The organism is Gilliamella sp. Nev3-1, from assembly GCF_001690435.1.
In the GTDB taxonomy this organism is placed as follows: Bacteria; Pseudomonadota; Gammaproteobacteria; order Enterobacterales; family Orbaceae; genus Gilliamella; species Gilliamella apicola_C.
Map to the genome: position 1 here is coordinate 112,701 of NZ_LZHN01000008.1, position 22,325 is coordinate 135,025.

Sequence of the window (22,325 nt, forward strand, 5' to 3'; positions counted from 1 at the left end):
CTGAGTTTAAAATCACAGCTTCAAAAATAAATCATAAAAAAGCGCTAGCGCTAACTCAAGCACGTAAAACTTGGTCACAGCAACTACAACAAAATTATTCAATCACATTGCCATGATTTGTGCAATTAACGTATGAAAAAAATTTCAGCAACAGCATTATCCCAACAATTGCTAGTTCGGTTCATACTTTGGCTAAGTCTATGCCGTAACACTAACCGCTTAAAATCCGTACGGCAATATTAACTTCCTCGATCAATATGAAGTGATACACCTTTAGGAAATTGACGACGAAATAAAGCATGTTTCAGTGTGTTACAAACTAAATTCCTATCAATATGCGAACTTGTTTGCTGTCTAATCACTTTTCGACCGAATAAATCAATAATCACACAAAGGTATAACCAGCCTTCATGTGTTTTGATATAAGTGATATTAGTGACCAAAACTTGATTAGGGCGCTCAGGATTAAACTGTCTATTTAAGGTATTGGGCAGCATGTTATAAAATAGCTTAGGTGCTACCCGAAGTTTAAATTTGCGTGCTACTTTACTTCGTAATCCTAATTTTTGTAATATTCGACTGACGGTTCTTTTTGATACATCGTAGCCTTTGTCTCTGATATCATGTACTAAACTTGGTGCACCTAAGCGGGCTTTATGTTGCCAATAAAGCGCTTTGATATTATCAAACATCCCCCGTTGATTTAGTCTCACGTTTTAGCCAAGCATAGTAACCTGATACACTCACTTTCAACTGACAACAGACCGGCGGTATCAGATACGATGACAAATGTTGTTTCATATATTGGTACTTCACTGACTTGGATTGTTGATGAAGTACACATTTGCTTTTTTTTAGAATTTCGCATTAGATAAAGCATAATCTTCCGCTTGTTGTTTAAACTCTACACTAAATTTTTTTGACCATAATGTGTTCGTCTATGATTGTTAGTTATATAATAGAAATGACATTTATCCATTTTTTTGGTGATGATCAGTATGGGGTATTTACATATTAGCTATCGAAAAATAAAAGATATCAGCAATAAATAAAATTACTATAAATAGATGTATGCTATTAATGGCGCCTGAATTGATCGTATCAAACGATTTGTTTATATAAAATAAAGCGCCTATGCTAAGCAATCCCCTATCCAAAATTTAAACCAAAAATCTTAATTAAAATTAAAGCCACAATGATTGTTTTAAATAGAGATAATGGAAAAAATAATAATGAATGTAGCTAAAAAACATATTAAAACAATTGTGTGTTCAATATACCTATTACAATTTACAACAATAAGTTATGCCATTTTATCTGCCCAAACAGTCAATATAATTGAAGGAAGTAAACCTCGATTATCTGACAAAATTGAGGTGCATATTGATGATTTTGGTCTGTTTGGTTTAACAATTGATAATAAGAATTATTATGGTAATGAAATGGGCAATGCTATATTACCCATTAGCTATCCATTTAAAAACCACATAAAGCTAGCCCCACTAAAACAACCAAATAATGAGCAATATACAGATGTTGATGGTGATGAACTAGATTATCTTGCCATAAAAGAAAAAGTAGAAATGATCTGGTATTACACAAATTCATCAAACCAATTAGTCGAATTTACACCAACAGACAAAGAGACGTTTTGCTCATTAACCCAGAAAGGGCAATTAGGGCCTTATAAAGTAAAAATATTTGCTGATTTAACATTATTTTCAAAGTATGGAGAACCTAAAGCTAATGAATATCCAAATGTCAATATCCGCACTCACCCGTCAAAAATTTATACCATATTGGAAGACTCTGGTATATGCTATGCGAAACCTGAGCTTGCTCCCTCACAAGCAGCAGTTAGTGTAAGAAATGAATGGGATAAAAACTATGGTTTCTTAACTCAATCTAATGTTGATGCAAGCAGAAACTTCCCGACAACAGCTTTTTATGGTGCAAAGTTTGATCTTCTATTAGCAAAAAATGGGCTTGCCCAAAATTACATTTGGAAGATAATAAAAGGAGATAGGCTTGTGACTATTTCTAGTAATGCTGATACAGTGGCCGTCATGTTTAACACCGTAGATGCGATGCACACTGAAATGGCTTGGAACCTTATTATGAAATCTGATAACGGGTTTACAGTTATCATTCAAGGAAAAAATAAAATTACTGGCAAGACTATTGAGTATCCATTTACCATTACCAAATGGTTCAGTGGCTGGGATAAAAACCTAATTGGCCAACCAAGGGCCAATAGAGGAAGTGCAGAAGAAATAGTTACAGGGTGCAAAAATTTAGACGGCAATTATCGTATAAGCCATGCAAATGAAGTAAGCAATGCACCAAAAGGTAAAAATGCAAAATTCACCCGAGAAATAGGCACATTATTAGGTGAATGGGGTGATCCAAACCAAAATGCTTATCCTAACTCTTGGGCGGCAGCACCAAACCAAAGTAATTCTTATAAGCGCCTTTGGCTATATGATGAGGATGAAAAAGAATATTGTGATTTACACACTTACAATGCTGTATATCACTGCCGAGGAGAAAGTGAATCTAAAAATGGTATCTGCACTGCTATTAAATAAATACCTTAATTCAACCTTTTAAAGGATTTAATTAATAACATTTAATATCTAGTATTTTGATTCAATATTTACCTGTTCATTTCTTATATTAGCTTGTATTTAAAACACAAGCTACAACACAATTAATTGTGCTGTGGCTTGTGCTTTTATGCACAATTTATCCCATTTCTAATAACAAAGATTTTATTATTAATTGAGTGATAATCAACCAATAGTAAGGGAGTAAGCGATTCTTGAAAATGATATTGATCGAAAAAATCTATTATCAGTATTGTAATTAGTTATGCTAAATCATTTAGTACTTTAAAATACATTAGCATTATTTTTAATAAAAAAATTGAATTTAATACTATAAATAATAATGAATTAATTTTATTTAAATATGATTAGTGATGAAAGGGATATAAAAGTGAACTAAATTAAAGGCAAAAAATTTAAAGCAACTTTCAACTTAATACTATCTTTTGCAAATTTCATCAATTTTTATCATCAGAAGTTGAAAAAATATAGATGATGTAGAATTGTTTGGTTTAAATGTTGATGGCTAAAATTATTATGGTACTGAACTCAAAAATACATCTCTGCAAACCAACTATTCATTCAAAGACAGAATTAAAGTAGCACCGCTTAAGTAGCCCAATATTATGATAGCGATAAACTTGATTTTTTAAGTATCAATCATAAAGTCAACATGACTTAGTATTATACAAACGCAGAAAAACAATTAGTTGAGTTTACACCAACATCGACTTTCTGGCTCAAAATGGGTCTGCTCAAAACTATATTTGGCCAATAAACTAGGTAACGATCTTGTTACAAGCACTAATGACAACGATGTAGTAACAGCGTTATTCAATACCAAAAATGCACTTGAAGGTAGTTCTTAACATTGAGGTATTTTCACTTTTTCCACTTATACCTATCTTTACTCTTTTTTTAACAAAAAGCTGAATTTACATTTTAAAACTAATTCGCTTGATTTTAGTTAAAAAATTCACGTTATTGATTAATAAACACACTATATATAGTGATAAACTGATTAATAGGCACTATATATTGTATATTTTGATAATTATCAATTATTATACCTTACAATAAATTTTACAATTTAAGTGGATAGAAAGAATGAATAAATCAATACTAGTAACCAAACGAGATGGAAATAAAGAACCAATCAATCTCGACAAAATTCATCGAGTCATTGCGTGGGCAGCCGAAGGGCTAGAAAATGTTTCCGTTTCTCAAGTTGAATTACGCTCTCATATCCAATTTTATGATGGAATTAGAACATCAGACATCCATGAAACAATTATTCGTGCAGCAGCTGACCTGATTTCACAACAATCCCCTGATTACCAGTATTTAGCAGCACGCTTAGCGATTTTTCATTTACGCAAAAAAGCTTATAACCAATTTACACCGCCGGCACTTTATGAACACGTGAAAAAAATGGTTGGCAGTGAGCATTACGACAAGCATCTACTTGAAGATTATACGCAAGCGGAGTTTGAACAAATGGATAAGTTTGTTGACCACTGGCGTGATATGTCGTTTTCCTATGCAGCGGTTAAACAGCTTGAAGGTAAATATTTGGTTCAAAATCGCGTTACTGGAGAGATTTATGAAAGTGCGCAATTTTTATATATTTTAGTTGCGGCTTGTTTATTTGCCAATTATCCGAAAGAAACACGCCTTAACTATATTAAACGCTTTTATGATGCGGTATCTACCTTTAAAATTTCATTGCCAACACCAATTATGGCAGGGGTTCGTACACCTACTCGCCAATTTAGCTCTTGTGTATTAATTGAGTGTGATGATAGCCTAGATTCTATCAATGCAACGGCAAGCGCGATTGTTAAATATGTATCACAACGAGCTGGAATTGGCATAAATGCGGGGCGAATTCGTGCTTTAGGCAGTTCAATTCGTGGTGGTGAAGCTTTCCATACTGGTTGCATTCCATTTTATAAATATTTTCAAACTGCTGTTAAATCATGCTCACAAGGCGGGGTACGTGGTGGTGCAGCAACCATTTTTTACCCAATTTGGCATTTAGAAGTCGAAAGTTTACTGGTTTTACGTAATAATCGTGGTGTTGAAGAAAACCGTGTACGCCATTTAGATTATGGCGTACAAATCAACAAACTAATGTATCAACGGTTAATTAAAAATGAAAACATTACACTATTTAGTCCATCAGACGTACCAGGGCTTTATGATGCTTTCTTTGCCGATCAAGATAAATTTGAAACACTTTATCACCAATATGAACAAGATGTAAATATTCGTAAACGCGTGGTTAAATCCGTTGAACTCTTTGCATTACTAATGCAAGAACGCGCATCAACAGGACGAATTTATATTCAAAACGTTGATCATTGCAATACGCACAGCCCATTTAATGCTCAAGTAGCGCCAGTTCACCAATCTAATTTATGTATGGAAATTGCGCTACCAACTAAACCGCTTAATAATGTCAATGATGGAAAAGGTGAAATTGCACTTTGCACATTATCTGCCTTTAACCTTGGCAAAATTGAATCATTAGATGATTTTGAAGAACTTGCTGACTTAACAGTACGCGCGCTCGATTCACTACTAGATTACCAAAACTATCCAGTTCCTGCGGCGCGAAACTCTTCAATCAACCGTCGGACATTAGGAATTGGTGTAATTAACTATGCTTATTATTTAGCAAAACATGGGGTTAAATATTCCGATGGCAGCGCTAACAATTTAACTCATCGCACTTTTGAAGCCATGCAGTATTATTTGTTAAAAGCATCAAATAACCTTGCTAAAGAAAAGGGGGCGTGCCCACTATTTAACGAAACAACTTATGCTCAAGGTATTTTACCAATCGATACTTACAAAAAAGATTTAGATACTATCACTAAAGAACCATTACACTATGATTGGGAATCACTACGAGAATCGATTAAAACTTATGGACTGCGTAATTCCACGTTATCAGCACTCATGCCATCTGAAACCTCGTCGCAAATTTCCAATGCAACAAATGGTATTGAACCACCACGTGGTTTTATAAGTGTGAAAGCCTCTAAAGATGGTATTTTAAAACAAGTGGTACCTGACTATAAAAATCTAAAAAACTTTTACGAACTACTTTGGCAACTCCCTAATAATACTGGATATTTACAATTAGTGGGGATCATGCAGAAATTTATAGATCAATCTATTTCGGCGAACACTAATTATGATCCAACCAAATTCCCGAATGATAAAGTTCCGATGAAACAGCTATTAGCTGATTTACTCACGGCTTACAAATATGGTGTAAAAACCCTTTATTATCACAATACACGTGATGGCGCTGAAGATATTCAAGGCGATATTGAATTTAAAGCAAGTGATGATGGTTGTGAAGGCGGAGCGTGCAAAATCTAATTGCCTCATTCAGCACTAAAATAAAAGTATAGGATAATTGAGCGGTTATCCTATACTATTCCTATTTTTTCTTTTTGTTTAAAGAAAAATTATCCAATTTCGTTAGGAGTTCGATTATGAGTATGAATTACAGCACCTTCTCACACGTCCACAATGATCAACTAAAAGAGCCAATGTTTCTTGGACAACCGGTAAATGTTGCTCGTTATGATCAACAAAAATACGAAATGTTTGAAAAATTAATTGAAAAACAACTGTCCTTTTTTTGGCGCCCTGAAGAAGTTGATATCTCTCAAGACCGAATTGATTATGCTGCATTACCAGAGCATGAAAAGCATATTTTTATTAGTAATTTAAAATATCAAACGTTGCTTGATTCCATTCAAGGACGTAGCCCGAATGTTGCATTATTACCACTTATTTCAATCCCAGAGCTTGAAACATGGGTTGAAACGTGGTCATTTTCAGAAACGATACATTCTCGATCATACACACATATTATTCGTAATATTGTTAACGATCCTTCTGTTGTTTTTGATGATATTGTCACGAATAAAGAAATTCAAAAACGCGCTGGTGATATTGCAGGTTATTATGACGATCTTATCAGCTATGCCAGCTATTACAATCTACTTGGCGAAGGTAAACACAATGTTAATGATAAAACCATCACCATTAGCTTACGAGAACTCAAAAAGAAATTATATCTTTGTTTAATGAGTGTAAATGCGCTTGAAGCCATCCGCTTTTATGTCAGTTTTGCTTGCTCATTTGCTTTTGCTGAACGTGAGCTAATGGAAGGCAACGCAAAAATTATCAAACTTATAGCACGTGACGAAGCCCTACATCTAACTGGCACACAATTTATGATCAACACATTGCGCAGTGGTGAAGATGATCCTGAAATGGCCGAAATTGCCAAAGAGTGCGAACAAGATTGTTATAACCTATTTTTACAAGCAGCTAACCAAGAAAAAGAATGGGCCGAATACCTGTTTGAGGGTGGTTCAATGATCGGTTTAAATAAAGATATCTTATGCCAATATGTCGAATATATCACTAATATTCGCATGCAAGCAGTGGGGCTAAAACTACCATTTGATACTAAATCAAACCCAATTCCATGGATCAATAACTGGCTCGTATCTGATAATGTCCAAGTAGCTCCACAAGAAGCGGAAATGAGTTCTTATTTAGTTGGACAAATTGATTCTGAAATTAATGAAGATGATTTAAGTGATTTCAAATTATAATTTTTATACTAAATGGTATAGCTCCTAAAAGCTTTTTACAAAAGGAACAAATTATTGTTCCTTTTTTATAAATAATATCGGTCGCTAAAGATTTGATTACTTCCAACTGTCACTTGACAGACATTTAAAATCAGGTAACGATATAGCTATTGAATTGTCTTGATATTAATTATATAGCTATGACTAAAACACATTTGTGTTACCCTATCTCTCCTCTTAATTTTAGCGATGACCAAATAAATATCAGCTATCTAAAGCAGCAACTTGAAGCTTTTCAACAATGGTCTATGATTCAATTTGAGCAACAAGTTGATATTGATATATTAGTCTATTTACGTAGTCAATTTATTGATCGTTTGCTTGAGCGCCTATGGTGTTTTTATCAAATTCCTAAACATGTATCTTCTTTTTTTAAACGTAATCGTATTGCTTTAATCGCTGTTGGTGGTTATGGTCGCGCTGAATTACATCCTTTATCGGATATTGATATTTTGATTTTAAGTGATTATCCGTTGGTAAAAGAGATTGAAAAACAGATTAGTGATTTAGTTCGTTTGTTATGGGATTTACGTTTAGATATAGGGCATAGTGTTAGGACATTAAGAATTTGTTTACAAGAAGCAAAAAACGACATTACCATAATGACCAATTTGATTGAATCAAGGCTTATTTCGGGCAATCAATTATTGTTAGATGAGCTACATAAACAAATTTTTAGCGATAAAATTTGGCCTTCTCGAGCTTTTTATAAGGCAAAAATCCAAGAACAACATGAACGCCATAAGCAGTATCACAGCACCTCTTATAATCTTGAGCCTGATTTAAAAAATAGCCCCGGCGGTTTGCGAGATATGCAAACTATTCAATGGATAGCAATTCGTCATTTTGGTGGTGAATTTTTACAAAAAATGGCTGATTTCAAATATTTAACCCATGAAGATATTGCAGACTTTAAAACTTGTCGTAAGTTTTTATGGCGAATACGTTTTGCGCTTCATTGCGTCATTTCACGTTATGATAATCGTCTGTTATTTGATCGCCAGCTTAGTATTGCCAACATGCTAGGTTACAAAGGTGAGGGCAATACGCCAGTAGAAAAAATGATGCATGACTATTACCGAGTTGCACACAATATTACAGAACTTAATCAGATGTTATTACAACTGTTTTATGAATCTATACTTGAGCATCCCCAAAAAAGTAAACCTTATAATATTGATGAGCATTTCCAAATTAGAGAAAACCTAATTGATATAAAAAATGATAATCTCTTTAAAACAGATCCTGTTATGATTATGCAGCTTTTTTATACGATATTGCTTAATCCACAAATCACGGGGCTTTATTCAAATACCATTAGGCAGTTACGTTCGGCAAGAAGAAAATTAAGTACTTTGCTATGCGAAGATCCCAAATCTCGACAAATATTTATGATGATTATCAAACATCCTGATGCAATAAAAAAAGCTATTTTACCCATGCATCAATATGGCATATTGGCCGCCTATATTCCAGATTGGAAGCATATTGCTGGAATGATGCAGTTTGATCTTTTTCATACTTATACGGTTGATGAGCATACGATTCGGTTACTAATTGAATTGGATAACTTAAAAACAGATAGTGGTAAGCGAAAGCACCCTAATAGTTCAACTGTGTTTACTAAATTATCTAAACCGGAACTACTGATTATTAGTGGTTTATTTCATGATATCGGTAAAGGCCGACATGGCGATCACTCTGAAATAGGTGCACAGCTTGTTGAAAAATTTTGCCAGTTGCACGAACTCGAAACCAAAGACATTGATTTAATTTGCTGGTTAGTCCGCTATCACCTACTGATGTCTGTTACCGCTCAAAGCCAAGATTTACAAGATCCAGCAGTAATTCGAGGATTTATTCAACAAGTAAAAAGCAAACGTCGCTTACAGTATTTGCTTTGTTTAACAGTAGCAGATGTTTGTGCAACCAATGAAACACTTTGGAATAGCTGGAAGCAAAGCCTAATACGCCAACTTTATTTTACTGCCATGCATTCCTTTGACTCGGGTATTCATCAAATTCCTGAACAACGCAGTATTGCACGCCAACATAAACAAGAAGCACTAGCAATATTGCTTGCGGAAAATTATGATCAACAGCAAATTAACGATTTTTGGCTGGATTATCGGGTAGATTATTTTTTACGTTATACAACAGAACAAATTGTAAGGCATGCTCAGCATCTATTACATCATGATTTATCTCAAACACTAGTGTTAATTAATCTCAATTCACATCATGGTGGTAGTGAGGTTTTTATTTATTCACCCGATAGACCTTATCTATTTGCCACTGTCTGTAATACCTTAAGTATGCATAATTTAACAATTCATGATGCACTTATTATTACAAATAAAAAAGGATTTGCCCTTGATACGTTTATTGTATTAGAACCTAATGGCCAAACCATACAAAAAGATCGTCATCAAGGGATTATAAACGCACTAAAAAAAGCGCTACAACAACCAGTTTATCAAGCGGCGAGAATAAAACCCCCAAAGAAAAGATTGCAATCTTTTTCTGTACCTACACAAGTTAATTTCTTATCTGCTTTTAATGAAAGACAAACTTATATGGAACTTATTGCCTTAGATATGCCAGGATTACTTGCTTGCGTTGGTGAAATATTTGCTAATTTAGATTTGTCATTAAGGAGTGCCAAAATTGCCACTATTGGTGAGCATATTGAAGATTTGTTTATCTTAACCGATAAACATAACAATGCGCTTGATGATAATACTTGTAACCAATTACGAGAATCAATAATAACCACTATTGATTCAATGAATTAATCAGTTTAAAGATATCGCTTATGCAATTTTTTATTATTTTATTTCCTATTTTTTGTATTTTTATTGTTGGATTCATCGCTCAAAAAGCACTAAAACTTGATGTAGCCAACCTTTCAAAAATGTCACTTTATGTGCTTTCTCCCTTTTTGGCATTTAAAACGTTTTATACCCATACGTTAACTACCGATTATCTATTTTATATTGGTTATATTTTTGGCTTGTGTTTTTTATTAGTCATTATCATCTCAATTTGGTCGCTGTTCATGAAATATTCAGTTAAAGAGCGTTGCGCTATGATTTTAAGTGCATGCTTTATGAATAATGGCAACTACGGTACACCTGTACTTTTGGTTTTTTTTGGTTCGGTGGGATTTGATCTTGGTGTAATTATGATGGTGTTACAACAATTTGTAATGAGCACAGTCGGTATTTATTACGCTGCAAAGGGCAGTGCTCATAATGATATTGTTAGTCAAAAAGATGTTATTAATAAAGTTATTCGCATGCCAGTTGCTTATGGGGCATTGTTAGGTATTATTTTTCAGTTGTGCCATATTCCTTTATCTAAATCAATAATGACATCCATTGCTATGATTGGTGATTCTTCAATTGTTGTGATTATGATTATTTTGGGAATGCAACTAGCCAAAATAAAGATCAAACAACTTGATTACCCAAAATTGTTGTTTTCATTGCTAACCCGCATGGTTATTTCACCTTTGGTTGCATGTGGTATAGTTTATTTTATGCCTATTTTACCAATTTATAAGCAAGTATTAATTGTATTAGCTGCAATGCCAAGTGCTGCCAATACCACATTAATGTCTGTACAATTTGATACTCGCCCAGAACTGGTATCAAGCGCAACCTTAGTTAGCACATTATTAAGCTTAATCACTTTACCTATTGTACTAACACTTGTTGGCGCGCCAATACCTTTTTAAGCGCCGTTACCAATCTTTACCAAGCAAACTTAGTAAATCCAGCCTTTAAATAGTTTAAAAAAGCCTAAACGCGGTTTTAGACTAGTTAAAAGCATTATCAACAACCTACTTATTGTTTAATCAATAGAATAGCGGGCAATTATTCCTTACCCGTCCATTCTTTTTCGAATTGTTCGACAAACTGAACTAAAAATTGATGCCTTGGCTCAGCTAATTTTTTAGCTGTTTGGGTATTCATCATATCTTTAAGCAACAAAAGTTTTTCATAAAAGTGATTAATAACTGTATTAGGTCTTTTATAATTATCTTCATCCAACGTTATTCGGGGGGAAATATTTGGATCGTACATAATATTATGCTTATTACCACCATAATAAAAAGTGCGTCCAATGCCAATTGCACCCAATGCGTCTAAGCGATCGGCATCTTGTACAATTTGCCCTTCTAATGATAATTCTTTTTTTTGATTAAGATTTTTTCGATATGACATATTTTCAATAATGTCAAAGATCATTTTAATTTCGTTATCGGTTAACGCCTGTAATATTAAATAATCACGCAACTCAATTACAGCTTGATTTACATCAGCAACGACTTTTTCATCAATCACGTCATGCAAATAAGCACTCACAATCACAATAAACGCATTCGCTTTTGGTTCATGCTGTAAAATCTGCTCGGCCAATCTCACTACTCGCTCAATATGCGCCATATCATGCCCCGAAAAGTCATTAGCTAATTTTTGTTTAACAAAAGCTTGTATGGCTTGAATAACACTCTGCTTATGCTTATTTGTTTTATTATTCATAATATTATAGCGAAATTTTAATTTACACATACCGTGCCATAACTCGTGTAACCCCAAGTACTAACCATTCCCTTATTAGAGTGTACTTGAAGATTTATAAGGGGTTCGTAAGGAGGTTTATATGTGTTTTTCGTCCAATAAGCCCGATGACTTGCGAAATTACTACCAGGGTAGCCATAGTTAATATTAACAGAGTCATAAGTTTCTCCCCATTCTGAAAATAGCCCTCCACCAATACGGCGTTGGTAGTTATTACCTTGACCTGCTAAACCTTGATTCCAATATTGAGAATTAGCATTAGTCAGTTGATTAACTGTAGGTATTTGATAGCCTAACTGATTACAGTATTGTTCAGCCTGAGCATAACTATGACTAATACCATTATCATTCTTTCTTACGATAAACCATTTTTTAATGGTAAAACTATATACTTTATTCGTTTTGGCTTTATCGGAATATAAGATAAAGGTCGTCGGTACTGCGGTTGCTGCCTCGGCAGCGCTAGCCCCCTCTTTGGGTCCAACTAACCGAATATTGGCAATGCTGCCATTGCCTGTTATATTTAAATCAATGCCCGATGTAGCCGGTGACTTATCAAACGCCATCTCACTGCCTAAGCTATCAACCATATCCATGGTAAAAAATAGTCCATATGCCCCCATGGTTGGAAAGTTTGATGCCGGATTATTTAAGTCTTGACGTTTAAAACCTTTTGCATCATCCCACTCGCTTGGTGGTCCTGAATAATTCGCCCCATCCCAATTACCTTTGCGGCTATCGCTTAAATATAAGTTAGGCTTGGCAGAATAAGTACAAGCACCTTTAGGTGGGTTTAGATAATATATAACATTATTACTGTACACCATCGGAGTTGAATTAGGGTAGCCATAAGCTGTTGATAAGGTAAAACTATCATGAAACATTTGGATACTATATGGCGCATAGCAATCCTGAAAGGTATCATCTAATCCCATTTCAGTACCATTGGCATCTCGACCTGTAATGGTTAAATTACCCGTTGCGGTAATATCACCATCGCCATCTTTATCCGCCCAAAAACCATTATTATTCAGCAAATCGGTCATTGAAATAGCGTTTTGACCCGATGGAATAAGCGTTTTAATATCACTAAGTTTTATACCATCACGTGGCAATGATATCGGATTAGCTATAGATGAGGGATTGTTTTTTGGGGTTAGCACTTTACCATCAGGTAGCTCGATATTTAAAAATCTATCCGTATCCCACGATTGAGTTTGCCCACCATCAAATGTTAAATAAGGCGCCGAACCTTGTATTGCTTTTGCAGTTTTTGCAGGTTCAACATTAGGTAACACAGCAAATAAAGGATGATTAATGCCTATACAACAATACAAAAATAAAATGGATTTAAAAGTAATGACCTTTTTTTGCAACATCAACGAACTATCCTCCATACTCGTATAATCTAAACCCATAAAAATTTAATATAACGATATATTGATTGCTTATTATGTCGTTAATTTAATTAACACAAACTGTATTTCCAGACGTCCAAATGCCAACTGACCCCATATTGCTGTATATTAAAAGATTATAAAGTTCATTGCCTTGATATGTATTTTGAGTCCAATAAACCTCATTACTTTTGAAATTACTACCAGGGTAGCTGTTAGCAGATTCATAAATTTCTCCCCATTCTGCCAATAATCCCCCACCAATACGGCGTTGATAATTATTCCTCTGACCTGCTAAACCTTGATTCCAATATTGAGAATTAGCATTAGTCAGTTGATCAACTGTAGGTATTTGATAGCCTAACTGATTACAATATTGTTCTGCCTGAGCATAGCTACGATTGCTACCGCTATAATCCTTTCTTGCGATAAACCATTTTTTGATGGTAAAACTATATACTTTATTGGTTTTGGCTTTATCGGAATATAAGATAAAGGTCGTTGGTACTGCGGTTACTGCTTCGGCAGCGCTAGCCCCCTCTTTGGGTCCGACTAATCGAATCTTGGCAATGCTACCATTGCCCGTTATAGTTAAATCAATACCCGATGTGGCTGGTGACTTGTCAAATGTCATCTCACTGCCTAAGCTATCAACCATATCCATGGTAAAAAATAGTCCATACGCCCCCATGGTTGGAAAGTTTGATGCCGGATTATTTAAATCTTGACGTTTAAAGCCTTTTGCATCGTCCCATTCGCTCGGTGGCCCTGAATAATTCGACCCACCCCAATTATGTTTGCGACTATTACTTAAATATAAGTTAGGCTTGGCAGAATAAGTACAAGCGCCTTTGGGTGGATTTAGGTAATAGGTGGCGCTATTAGCCCCTATCCGAGTGGAATTTGGGTAGCCATAAGCCGTTGATAAAATACTATTATCACTATGCATTGTTACACTGTAGGGCGCATTACAATCCTGAAAAGTATCATCTAATCCCATTTCGGTACCATTGGCATCTCGACCAATAATGGTTAAATTCCCCGTTGCGGTAATATCGCCATCACCATCTTTATCAGCCCAAAAACCATTATTATTCAGCAAATCGGTCATTGAAATAGCGCTTTGACCCGATGGAATAAGCGTTTTAATATCACTAAGTTTTATACCATCACGTAGCAATGGTATCGGATTGGCTTTAGATGAGGGATTGTTTTTTGGGGTTAGCACCTTACCATCAGGTAGCTCAATATCTAAAAATCTATCCGTATCCCATGATTGGGTTTGCCCACCATCAAACGTTAAATAAGGCGCCGAACCTTGTATTGCTTTTGCAGTTTTTGCAGGTTCAACATTAGGTAACACAGCAAATAAAGAATAGCTAATCCCCATTAAACAACAAAAAGGTAAAATTGATTTAAAGGTGATTAGGTTATTTATGAATTTTAAATACAAATCACAAAGCAAGTACTGTTTATCCTCATAAAAAAACGAAAAAAGATAGTTTAACTGTCTAAATGGTTTTATTTTATTCTTTTTTATTAAAGCCAGTTGCTTTTTTGAGTTCATGTTACTATTCCTTTACATAGACATCCACATAAATACAAAACACGAGTATAATTATTTTTATAAAATATACCTCGCTGTTGCTGGTTTATTTAATTATTCATAACTGTATATCACTAATTTACACAAACTGTTCTTCCATACGTTCTAGTATCAGTGGCTCCACTCGTAGAATATACCACAAGGTTATAGAGGCGTTCGGCTTGATATGTATTTTGAGTCCAATAAGTATAATTGCTAGCCATATTGCTACCAGGATATCGGTAATCAGACACAGCCCCCCACTCAGCTAAAAGCCCACCACCAATACGACGTTGGTAGTTGTTACCTTGACCCGCTAAGCCTTGATTCCAATATCGGGAATTAGCATTAGTCAGTTGGTTAACGATAGGTACTTGATACCCTAACTGCTCGCAATATTGTTTAGCGTCAGCATACTGACTTACACCTGCATAATCTTTCCTTGCGATAAACCATTTTTGAATCGTAAAGCTGTATACTTTATTGGTTTTGGCGCTATCAGAATATAATATAAAAGTAGTGGGTACGGCTGTTGCTGCCTCGGTTGCGTTAGCACCATCTTTAGGACCGACTAATCGAATCTTAGCAATACTGCCATTGCCCGTTATATTTAAATCAATACCAGAAGTAGACGGCGATTTATCAAACGCCATTTCACTACCTAAGCTATCAATCATATCCATCTCAAAAAATAACCCATTCATTCCGGTTGTAGGGAAGTTTGATGCAGGGTTATTCAGATCTTGACGTTTAAAGCCTTTTGCATCATCCCACTCGCTTGGTGGCCCTGAATAATTCGGCCCACCCCAATTACCTTTATGACTATTACTCAGATAAAGGCTAGGTTTTACAGAATAAGTACAAGCGCCTTTAGGCGGATTTAGATAATAAGTGGCGCGATTAGCCCCTATCGGAGTCGACTTTGGTTCGCCATAAGCTGTTGATAAAATGCTATTATCACTATGCATTGTTATACTATATGGCGCATAACAATCCTGAAAGGTATCATCTAATCCCATTTCAGTACCATTGGCATCTCGACCAGTAATGGTTAAATTCCCCGTTGCGGTAATATCACCATCGCCATCTTTATCCGCCCAAAAACCATTATTATTGAGCAAATCGGTCATTGAAATAGCACTTTGACCCGATGGAATAAGCGTTTTAATATCACTAAGTTTTATACCATCACGTGGCAATGATATCGGATTAGCTTTAGATGAGGGATTGTTTTTTGGGGTTAGCACCTTACCATCAGGTAGCTCGATATTTAAAAATCTATCCGTATCCCACGATTGAGTTTGCCCACCATCAAATGTTAAATAAGGCGCCGAACCTTGTATTGCTTTTGCAGTTTTTGCAGGTTCAACATTAGGTAACACAGCAAATAAAGAATAGCTAATCCCCATTAAACAACAAAAAGGTAAAATTGATTTAAAAGTGATCAGGTTATTTGTGAGTTTTAAATACAAATTATTACACCAATATATTCTAGTCTCATGAAAATGGATAAAATACCTCGATGCCCATTGTTTAAATAACAAATTTTTGTTTTTTTTATTACATTTTTTCTTATTTTTTATTGTGATATTATCGTTTTCCATATTCTTATTATGCAATTCATTGTTAGATTAAAAGAGTTATTTATTATCGCAAATGGTTAATTATTTATCTACCCAGTGTAACATATAACTTTATTTTTAGTACAATATTTAAACATATTATACTGCTGCAAAATATGAAAACAAATAACGAATTACTTCAAAAATGTATGTAATAACGTGATAATATAAAGTACAAGCTGTTTTTATCGCAACATAATCTTTTTTATACAAAGCAAACGCACCCTTTTAATAATAAAAAATCTAATAATTAATGTTTTTTTATATTTTTTTATTTTCTTTGGATTGTTTTCTCTAAAATGGAAAGGTAAAATGCACGAATCAAAATATTATCAAAGCAAATATTGGAGTTGAGTAAGTGAAAATATCAATGCGTAAAGTTTGCCTTGGCAGTTAATAGAATACTTCACCCGTTATCGCCAGTTTATAGCTCTACTATTTGGCCTATCTATTTTTTTTTATAGCACTGATTGTGTGTTGGCACTTACTTAAGGCAATCAATGTTAATGAGCTAAAAAGAGCTATTCATCACCTTTCTATGTCTACAATTTTATTTTCGTGTTTATCTGCTACGGATGGTCAGCTGCACGTTATACGGGCGTCAAATTGAAACCCGCAATATTGTACTGGGCGGAATTTGTGCCTCAGCTATCGGTAATGCAATCGGATTATCAGCATTATCGGGTGGTGCGATGCCGCCTTTATTTTAAACAAGGCTTAACCGCCATAGATGTGGCCAGAATGTCACTTTTTGTGACGTTATCATTAGGTTGTTCTTTATCTTTATTCGCAACAATTGCCGCATTAATCCACGCACAACAAACAATAATGCTAGCGCTTCATATATCAAAAAATGGTATATGGCTGACGGGCAGGGACTGTATTTTGTCTTTAAGCTTTACTGCTTGCTTTTTTGTATTACCATCAATTACCCAAAAAAACTAATAAAGACACAAGGTTATTTCAACTATTTTGTTGGACAATTTGCTTGCCTAATATATGATTTTGATGCAAAAGTACCACGAAACATGGGGAATAGCGAAGTTTATTCTTGCTGGATATTTATTCGGCGGGGGAATATTCTACCTGCTCTTTATAATCGCTTATCAACTGAAGATCAAAAAAGTGTTCAAGCACTTGTAATGATTGCATTTTCTAAAAATGCTAATTTTGAAATTGAAATCAGTGGTTGGCTTGGTCAATCGGGTCATGAAATGAAAACAGCTCCAGAAATCAATAACATCCCTGCCAGCAAACTATTTTGTATATATGGTGAAGAAGAAATAAATGATACTGGATGCTTACAACCAGAAATGAAAGGAGAAACATTTAGATTACCCAGTGGGCACCATTTCGATGAAAATTATGAACATTTGGGTAAAATTATCATGGATGCCATTGATAAAAGAATGTAGCCATTCGATTCATGATACCAAAATGTTTTAAAAAATGATCAAACAGGCGATAATGTGCCTGTTCATATTCAATTTAGCAAAAACGGCTTATTTTCTTTTTACGCTGATTTTGCCTTCTGATAATAACACGCCACAAAGCGTAAACAATGTCCCAATAGCGGCAATCCAAGTAAACGGCTCATGCAAAATCACAACAGCAGCGATAATAGTAAGAATCGGAACCAAATATAAATAAATACTAATTTTAACCGCACCCACTAATTTAACGGCATAATTCCAAGATGCAAAGCAAATAGCCGAGGCACCAACACCCAAAAATAAAAAATTACAAAGGTTAACAGTATTGGTAAAACGTGATAAATTCCATTGAAAATCAAAGAGTGGCAATACAGGAAGCATCAATATCAAACCATAAAAAAAGAATCGTCTTGTTAATAAAATTGTATTGTAACCATAATTACTACTCTTTTTTACTAAAATTGAATAACAAGCCCAAAACAAACACGCTAACATAACAAGCAGATCACCAAGGGGATTGAGCGAAAGCACAAACTGCCCATTAAAACTAATTAATGCAACACCAACAATTGCAAATAAACACCCCATATAAAAACGTTTAGGTGGTGTTTCGGTCTTCAAAAAGAATATCGATAATATTGCAGTAAATATTGGTGCTAACGTGGTAATCACCCCAGCATTAGACGCCGTTGTGTAAGTTAATGCAATATTTTCACACAAAAAGTAACAAGTTACCCCACAAAGCCCGGCGGATAAAAACATACACTCTTGCTTAACGCCCTGCCAAGCCAAAAAACGTGGCGATAATATCCAAAGAGTTAGATAACCAAGTCCAAATCGAAAAAACAAGATCTCAACCGGTTTAAAATCAATTAATAATATCTTAGTTGCGATAAATGTTGTTCCCCAAAGAAACACTGTCATTAAGGCAATTAAGTGTCCTTGTGTCCTTTTTGAAAATAACATAATAATTCTCTCTGCTCACATAACGATTTCGCAACCAAAGTACAGCTCATTGCTCAATCTTTTATTAAAAATAGTAGTATTTAAAACAATTTATGAGAAAACGTTGATAACGAAAGAAAAGGCGCTATTTGAATAATGAAAATTTTAGCAATACTAGCTTTTTATACGCATTATTACAAATTATTTTAAACAAAATAAGCAAAAAAACTAAAGTAAGTAGTTATTAATAAATAAAAAAGAAAGGATTTTACAAAATATGCAAATGGAAGAAATATCAGGCAAAAAAAATCCACTCGAAAACTCGAGTGGAGGGCAAAAAATGAAAAACGTAATCTGTTAATATAGACAAATTAATTAGAGAAAAGTTCAATTTAATTTCATATATTTTTTAATATTTAACAAAATGACAAATAACTTTTTGTTATTTAACAATAATTATTTTTAGAAATAAAATAATTATTCACAATATTACCCATTTATTTTATTAAGCTGTTACATAATTGATTGGTTAATATTCTTACTTTTAACGTTCATAAAATTTATTCTTATACTAAAGCATCTATTTCTCTGAAGCTTTTTTACAAAAGAATGCTACAAATGCTTAATATAATTATAGAAATAACGATATACAGCAACGCAAAATTAACCTAGAAGCAAGCTAACTTGTATTCGTACTTGAATTCGCCTATAATGCCTAGATATTATATTTATACTAACCACATTTGGGGCTGATTCTGGATTCGACGGGATTTGCGAAACCCAAGGTGCATGCCGAGGTGCGGTAGGCCTCGTAAATAAACCGCAAAAAAATAGTCGCAAACGACGAAAACTACGCACTAGCAGCTTAATAACCTGCATAGAGCCTTCTCTCCCTAGCCTCCGCTCGTAGGACGGGGATCAAGAGGAGTCAAACCTAAACGAGATCGTGTGGAAGCCTTGCTTGGGGCGGAATCATTAAACTTAATCAAGCTAGTCAATCAGTAGCGTGTTTGTTCGCAGCGGGTTGATGAAATTTAAAAACAAACTACGCATGTAGTACCAAGGATGTAGAAATTTCGGACGCGGGTTCAACTCCCGCCAGCTCCACCATCATACTGTTCATTAAAATTCACCAACCATCATTAATTCACTATAATTCAAATGTTTTATAGCGTTTTTATGTCAATAAGTATTATGTTAATTCAGTGACAATCAATAGTTTTAGTTATATAATTAGTTATACGCTAAAAACACAACATCACGTATAACTATAAATATATAACTATGGCACGTATAACTACCCCACTCACAGATACTAAAATCAGGACTGCCAAGTCGTTAGAAAAAGATTACACTTTATCTGATGGGAATGGTTTGTATTTACTCGTTAAGTCAATAGGTACAAAGATTTGGCGTTTTAATTATTACCGTCCCACATCTAAAGTAAGAGCTCTTGTGAGTTTTGGATCATACCCTGAGATTAGTTTAGCTGATGCTAGACTAAAAAGAGATGAAGCAAGACAACTACTTGCCAAAGGAATAGATCCTCAACAATATAAAAAAGATCAACTAAAACAACTTAGAGATGAGCAGAATAATACTTTTGAAAAGGTTGCTACTGATTGGTTTAAATTAAAATCTTCATCTAATTTAAAAGCTGATACATTAAAAGATATTTGGCGTTCTTTAGAATTACATGTACTACCTTATATAGGTAGTATTGCTATCACTGAAATTAAAGCAAGAGACTTTATAAATGCTCTTGAACCAATTAAACAACAAGGAAAGCTAGAATCTATTCGACGAATATGCCAACGAATTAATGAGGTTATGTATTATGCGGTTAATGTTGGTTTGATAGATGCTAATCCAGCATCCAAAATCACAGCGGCATTTGCTAATCCTGTTGTAAAAAATATGCCAGCACTACGACCTGAACAATTGCCTGAATTGTTAAGTGCATTGAGTACCGCAAATATAGAAAAGCAGACTTGGTGCTTATTATTTTGGCAACTTTATACAATGACAAGACCAACGGAAGCAACAGGAACAAAATGGTGTGAAATTGATCTCAACAATAATTGTTGGATTATACCAGCTGAAAGAATGAAAATGGGGCGAGAACATATAATTCCTTTATCCTCTCAAGCAATTGATATTTTGCAAATCATGAAACCCATTAGTGGGCATCGCGAATATGTTTTCCCTAGTATGAAATCACCTCATAATAAACCAATGAACAGTCAGACTGTTAATGCTGTAATTAAACGGATAGGTTTTGCTGGTCGATTAGTTGCTCATGGATTCCGTTCTATTGCATCTACAGCACTTAATGAGAATGGTTTTCCTCCTGATGTAATAGAAGCGGCTCTTGCTCATGTTGATAAAAATGAGGTTCGCCGAGCTTATAATCGAGCCATTTACCTTGAACAAAGAATTGAAATGATGCAATGGTGGGGAAATTTTATCGAGAAGGCTAGATTGACTAATAAACAATCAACAATACTGGTCAATTTATAATATTTTATATGTGTTAATCAAATCAAACTGTATTATATAAAATAAGAGAATCAAAATGGATTATAATCAATTTTTTAATTCTATTAATGTTTTTATTGAGGCTCCAATATTTAAATATATAGAGATAGTGATTGTTATATTATTGGTTATTTATTTATCTTTAAAATGGAAAATAGTTATTTTTTTAAAAGATCGATTATGGGGGATCTTATTAGGGAAAAAAAATTCTGAATTTTTTAATGAGCAATGGAAAGAATTTCATAATAATAACATAGATATTGCTCACTTTAATGCTTTATATCATGTTTCTGCCAATACTGAACGACAGATCGAAAAATATCTAAAATGGCTGAAAAGAAATGGAATATCAGCTATCCAAGTGATTAAAATTAAAAGTCTTTTTGACATAAACAAACTATCATTTAAAAAGATTAGGTCTGGGAAATTATCAGCTTTAATTATTGGTGATTTGGCTTTATTTTTTATAGCTCTTTTTTGTTTAAATTTTGTTGTTACTTCTGCTGCATTGATAAAAGTTGGAGAAAATAGCCCCTGGTTTTGGGTGTCAGATAGCTACGCAAGGAGTTCACAAATTTCTTTGATTCCGTTTACTAATACTAACTGGGACTTAACCCCATCTATGTGTAATACAAAAGAATTTAATGCAGAAAAGTGGTCAACGGAAATGAATTTACCCAAGACTTTGGCGAGAAATATTTGTGAGCATTTTGCTAATAAAGAATCAAAAGACAAAATATCGAATATAGTTAAGGAACAAAGGATATTTTTCGGTTTTAACTGTGTATTAATTCTTGTGTATTTTTTATATATTTTTACTTTTTTATCTCAAGTTTTTTATGTTAGAGATTTAAGGTTACAAATAAAGAGGCATAGAACAAAAAAATGGAGTAAATAATCAAATTCATCTTAGTGCTGAGCTATCAAG

The 22,325-nt window shown here is 34.2% G+C and carries 16 protein-coding genes and 1 other RNA gene; 11 read left to right on the forward strand and 6 right to left on the reverse strand.

Going from position 1 to position 22,325, the window contains the following annotated elements:
• Positions 1 to 239 precede the first annotated feature (239 nt).
• Entirely contained in the window at positions 240 to 713 is a 474-nt protein-coding gene (locus A9G40_RS01965) for a DDE-type integrase/transposase/recombinase (RefSeq protein ID WP_141675158.1), read from the reverse strand.
• Positions 714 to 1,217: 504 nt separating this feature from the next.
• Here A9G40_RS01965 and A9G40_RS01970 point away from each other — a divergent pair.
• From A9G40_RS01970 to A9G40_RS01990, 6 genes are all read left to right on the forward strand, one after another.
• Positions 1,218 to 2,588, forward strand: a complete 1,371-nt coding sequence (locus A9G40_RS01970) for a hypothetical protein (RefSeq protein ID WP_141675159.1) — start codon at positions 1,218 to 1,220, stop codon at positions 2,586 to 2,588.
• 728 nt (positions 2,589 to 3,316) lie between these two features.
• Positions 3,317 to 3,475, forward strand: coding sequence for a hypothetical protein (locus A9G40_RS14870; protein ID WP_176700420.1), 159 nt, complete (start codon positions 3,317 to 3,319; stop codon positions 3,473 to 3,475).
• Positions 3,476 to 3,713: 238 nt separating this feature from the next.
• Complete coding sequence (gene nrdA, locus A9G40_RS01975) at positions 3,714 to 5,999, forward strand: class 1a ribonucleoside-diphosphate reductase subunit alpha (RefSeq protein ID WP_065581669.1); 2,286 nt, start codon at positions 3,714 to 3,716, stop codon at positions 5,997 to 5,999.
• A gap of 122 nt (positions 6,000 to 6,121) precedes the next feature.
• On the forward strand, positions 6,122 to 7,252 hold the full coding sequence (gene nrdB, locus A9G40_RS01980; RefSeq protein ID WP_065581704.1) for a class Ia ribonucleoside-diphosphate reductase subunit beta: 1,131 nt from the start codon (positions 6,122 to 6,124) through the stop codon (positions 7,250 to 7,252).
• A gap of 179 nt (positions 7,253 to 7,431) precedes the next feature.
• Positions 7,432 to 10,086, forward strand: coding sequence for a bifunctional uridylyltransferase/uridylyl-removing protein GlnD (gene glnD, locus A9G40_RS01985; RefSeq protein ID WP_065581670.1), 2,655 nt, complete (start codon positions 7,432 to 7,434; stop codon positions 10,084 to 10,086).
• Between the two features lie 20 nt (positions 10,087 to 10,106).
• Positions 10,107 to 11,030 (forward strand): AEC family transporter, encoded by a 924-nt coding sequence (locus A9G40_RS01990; protein ID WP_065566946.1) that lies wholly within the window; start codon positions 10,107 to 10,109, stop codon positions 11,028 to 11,030.
• A gap of 139 nt (positions 11,031 to 11,169) precedes the next feature.
• Here the strand turns inward: A9G40_RS01990 and A9G40_RS01995 are convergent, their stop codons facing one another.
• From A9G40_RS01995 to A9G40_RS02010, 4 genes are all read right to left on the reverse strand, one after another.
• Positions 11,170 to 11,838, reverse strand: coding sequence for an HD domain-containing protein (locus A9G40_RS01995; RefSeq protein WP_065581705.1), 669 nt, complete (start codon positions 11,836 to 11,838; stop codon positions 11,170 to 11,172).
• A 17-nt stretch (positions 11,839 to 11,855) separates the two neighbouring features.
• Positions 11,856 to 13,256, reverse strand: a complete 1,401-nt coding sequence (locus tag A9G40_RS02000; protein WP_065581671.1) for a hypothetical protein — start codon at positions 13,254 to 13,256, stop codon at positions 11,856 to 11,858.
• 85 nt (positions 13,257 to 13,341) lie between these two features.
• Positions 13,342 to 14,841, reverse strand: a complete 1,500-nt coding sequence (locus A9G40_RS02005) for a hypothetical protein (RefSeq protein ID WP_065581672.1) — start codon at positions 14,839 to 14,841, stop codon at positions 13,342 to 13,344.
• A 113-nt stretch (positions 14,842 to 14,954) separates the two neighbouring features.
• Positions 14,955 to 16,331, reverse strand: a complete 1,377-nt coding sequence (locus A9G40_RS02010; protein ID WP_065581673.1) for a hypothetical protein — start codon at positions 16,329 to 16,331, stop codon at positions 14,955 to 14,957.
• A 725-nt stretch (positions 16,332 to 17,056) separates the two neighbouring features.
• Between A9G40_RS02010 and A9G40_RS15420 the strand changes: the two genes are divergently transcribed.
• Together A9G40_RS15420 and A9G40_RS02015 are read left to right on the forward strand one after the other, a co-directional pair.
• Positions 17,057 to 17,191: a hypothetical protein gene (locus tag A9G40_RS15420; protein WP_255307288.1), complete on the forward strand. Its 135-nt coding sequence runs from the start codon at positions 17,057 to 17,059 to the stop codon at positions 17,189 to 17,191.
• Positions 17,192 to 17,341: 150 nt separating this feature from the next.
• Entirely contained in the window at positions 17,342 to 17,896 is a 555-nt protein-coding gene (locus A9G40_RS02015) for an AcvB/VirJ family lysyl-phosphatidylglycerol hydrolase (protein WP_065581674.1), read from the forward strand.
• 87 nt (positions 17,897 to 17,983) lie between these two features.
• On the opposite strand, the gene A9G40_RS02020 is transcribed toward A9G40_RS02015, so the two are convergent.
• Entirely contained in the window at positions 17,984 to 18,880 is an 897-nt protein-coding gene (locus A9G40_RS02020) for a DMT family transporter (RefSeq protein WP_065581675.1), read from the reverse strand.
• A gap of 724 nt (positions 18,881 to 19,604) precedes the next feature.
• On the opposite strand from A9G40_RS02020, the gene ssrA reads away from it, so the two are divergent.
• From ssrA to A9G40_RS02035, 3 genes are all read left to right on the forward strand, one after another.
• Positions 19,605 to 19,969: a transfer-messenger RNA gene (gene ssrA / locus A9G40_RS02025) on the forward strand.
• A gap of 174 nt (positions 19,970 to 20,143) precedes the next feature.
• The gene (locus A9G40_RS02030; RefSeq protein WP_065581676.1) at positions 20,144 to 21,379 is read left to right on the forward strand and encodes an integrase domain-containing protein; all 1,236 of its coding nucleotides are present in this window, start codon (positions 20,144 to 20,146) and stop codon (positions 21,377 to 21,379) included.
• A gap of 55 nt (positions 21,380 to 21,434) precedes the next feature.
• Positions 21,435 to 22,295 (forward strand): DUF6216 family protein, encoded by an 861-nt coding sequence (locus A9G40_RS02035; RefSeq protein ID WP_065581677.1) that lies wholly within the window; start codon positions 21,435 to 21,437, stop codon positions 22,293 to 22,295.
• Positions 22,296 to 22,325 lie beyond the last annotated feature (30 nt).

What these genes read in the sequence shown, in the direction of transcription:
- A9G40_RS01970 (WP_141675159.1), top strand. Translation starts at nt 1,218, where the DNA reads ATGGAAAAAATAATAATGAATGTAGCTAAAAAACATATTAAAACAATT.
- nrdA (WP_065581669.1), top strand. Translation starts at nt 3,714, where the DNA reads ATGAATAAATCAATACTAGTAACCAAACGAGATGGAAATAAAGAACCA.
- nrdB (WP_065581704.1), top strand. Translation starts at nt 6,122, where the DNA reads ATGAATTACAGCACCTTCTCACACGTCCACAATGATCAACTAAAAGAG.
- glnD (WP_065581670.1), top strand. Translation starts at nt 7,432, where the DNA reads ATGACTAAAACACATTTGTGTTACCCTATCTCTCCTCTTAATTTTAGC.
- A9G40_RS01990 (WP_065566946.1), top strand. Translation starts at nt 10,107, where the DNA reads ATGCAATTTTTTATTATTTTATTTCCTATTTTTTGTATTTTTATTGTT.
- A9G40_RS01995 (WP_065581705.1), bottom strand. Translation starts at nt 11,838, where the DNA reads ATGAATAATAAAACAAATAAGCATAAGCAGAGTGTTATTCAAGCCATA.
- A9G40_RS02000 (WP_065581671.1), bottom strand. Translation starts at nt 13,256, where the DNA reads ATGTTGCAAAAAAAGGTCATTACTTTTAAATCCATTTTATTTTTGTAT.
- A9G40_RS02005 (WP_065581672.1), bottom strand. Translation starts at nt 14,841, where the DNA reads ATGAACTCAAAAAAGCAACTGGCTTTAATAAAAAAGAATAAAATAAAA.
- A9G40_RS15420 (WP_255307288.1), top strand. Translation starts at nt 17,057, where the DNA reads ATGGTCAGCTGCACGTTATACGGGCGTCAAATTGAAACCCGCAATATT.
- A9G40_RS02015 (WP_065581674.1), top strand. Translation starts at nt 17,342, where the DNA reads ATGGCTGACGGGCAGGGACTGTATTTTGTCTTTAAGCTTTACTGCTTG.
- A9G40_RS02020 (WP_065581675.1), bottom strand. Translation starts at nt 18,880, where the DNA reads ATGTTATTTTCAAAAAGGACACAAGGACACTTAATTGCCTTAATGACA.
- A9G40_RS02030 (WP_065581676.1), top strand. Translation starts at nt 20,144, where the DNA reads ATGGCACGTATAACTACCCCACTCACAGATACTAAAATCAGGACTGCC.
- A9G40_RS02035 (WP_065581677.1), top strand. Translation starts at nt 21,435, where the DNA reads ATGGATTATAATCAATTTTTTAATTCTATTAATGTTTTTATTGAGGCT.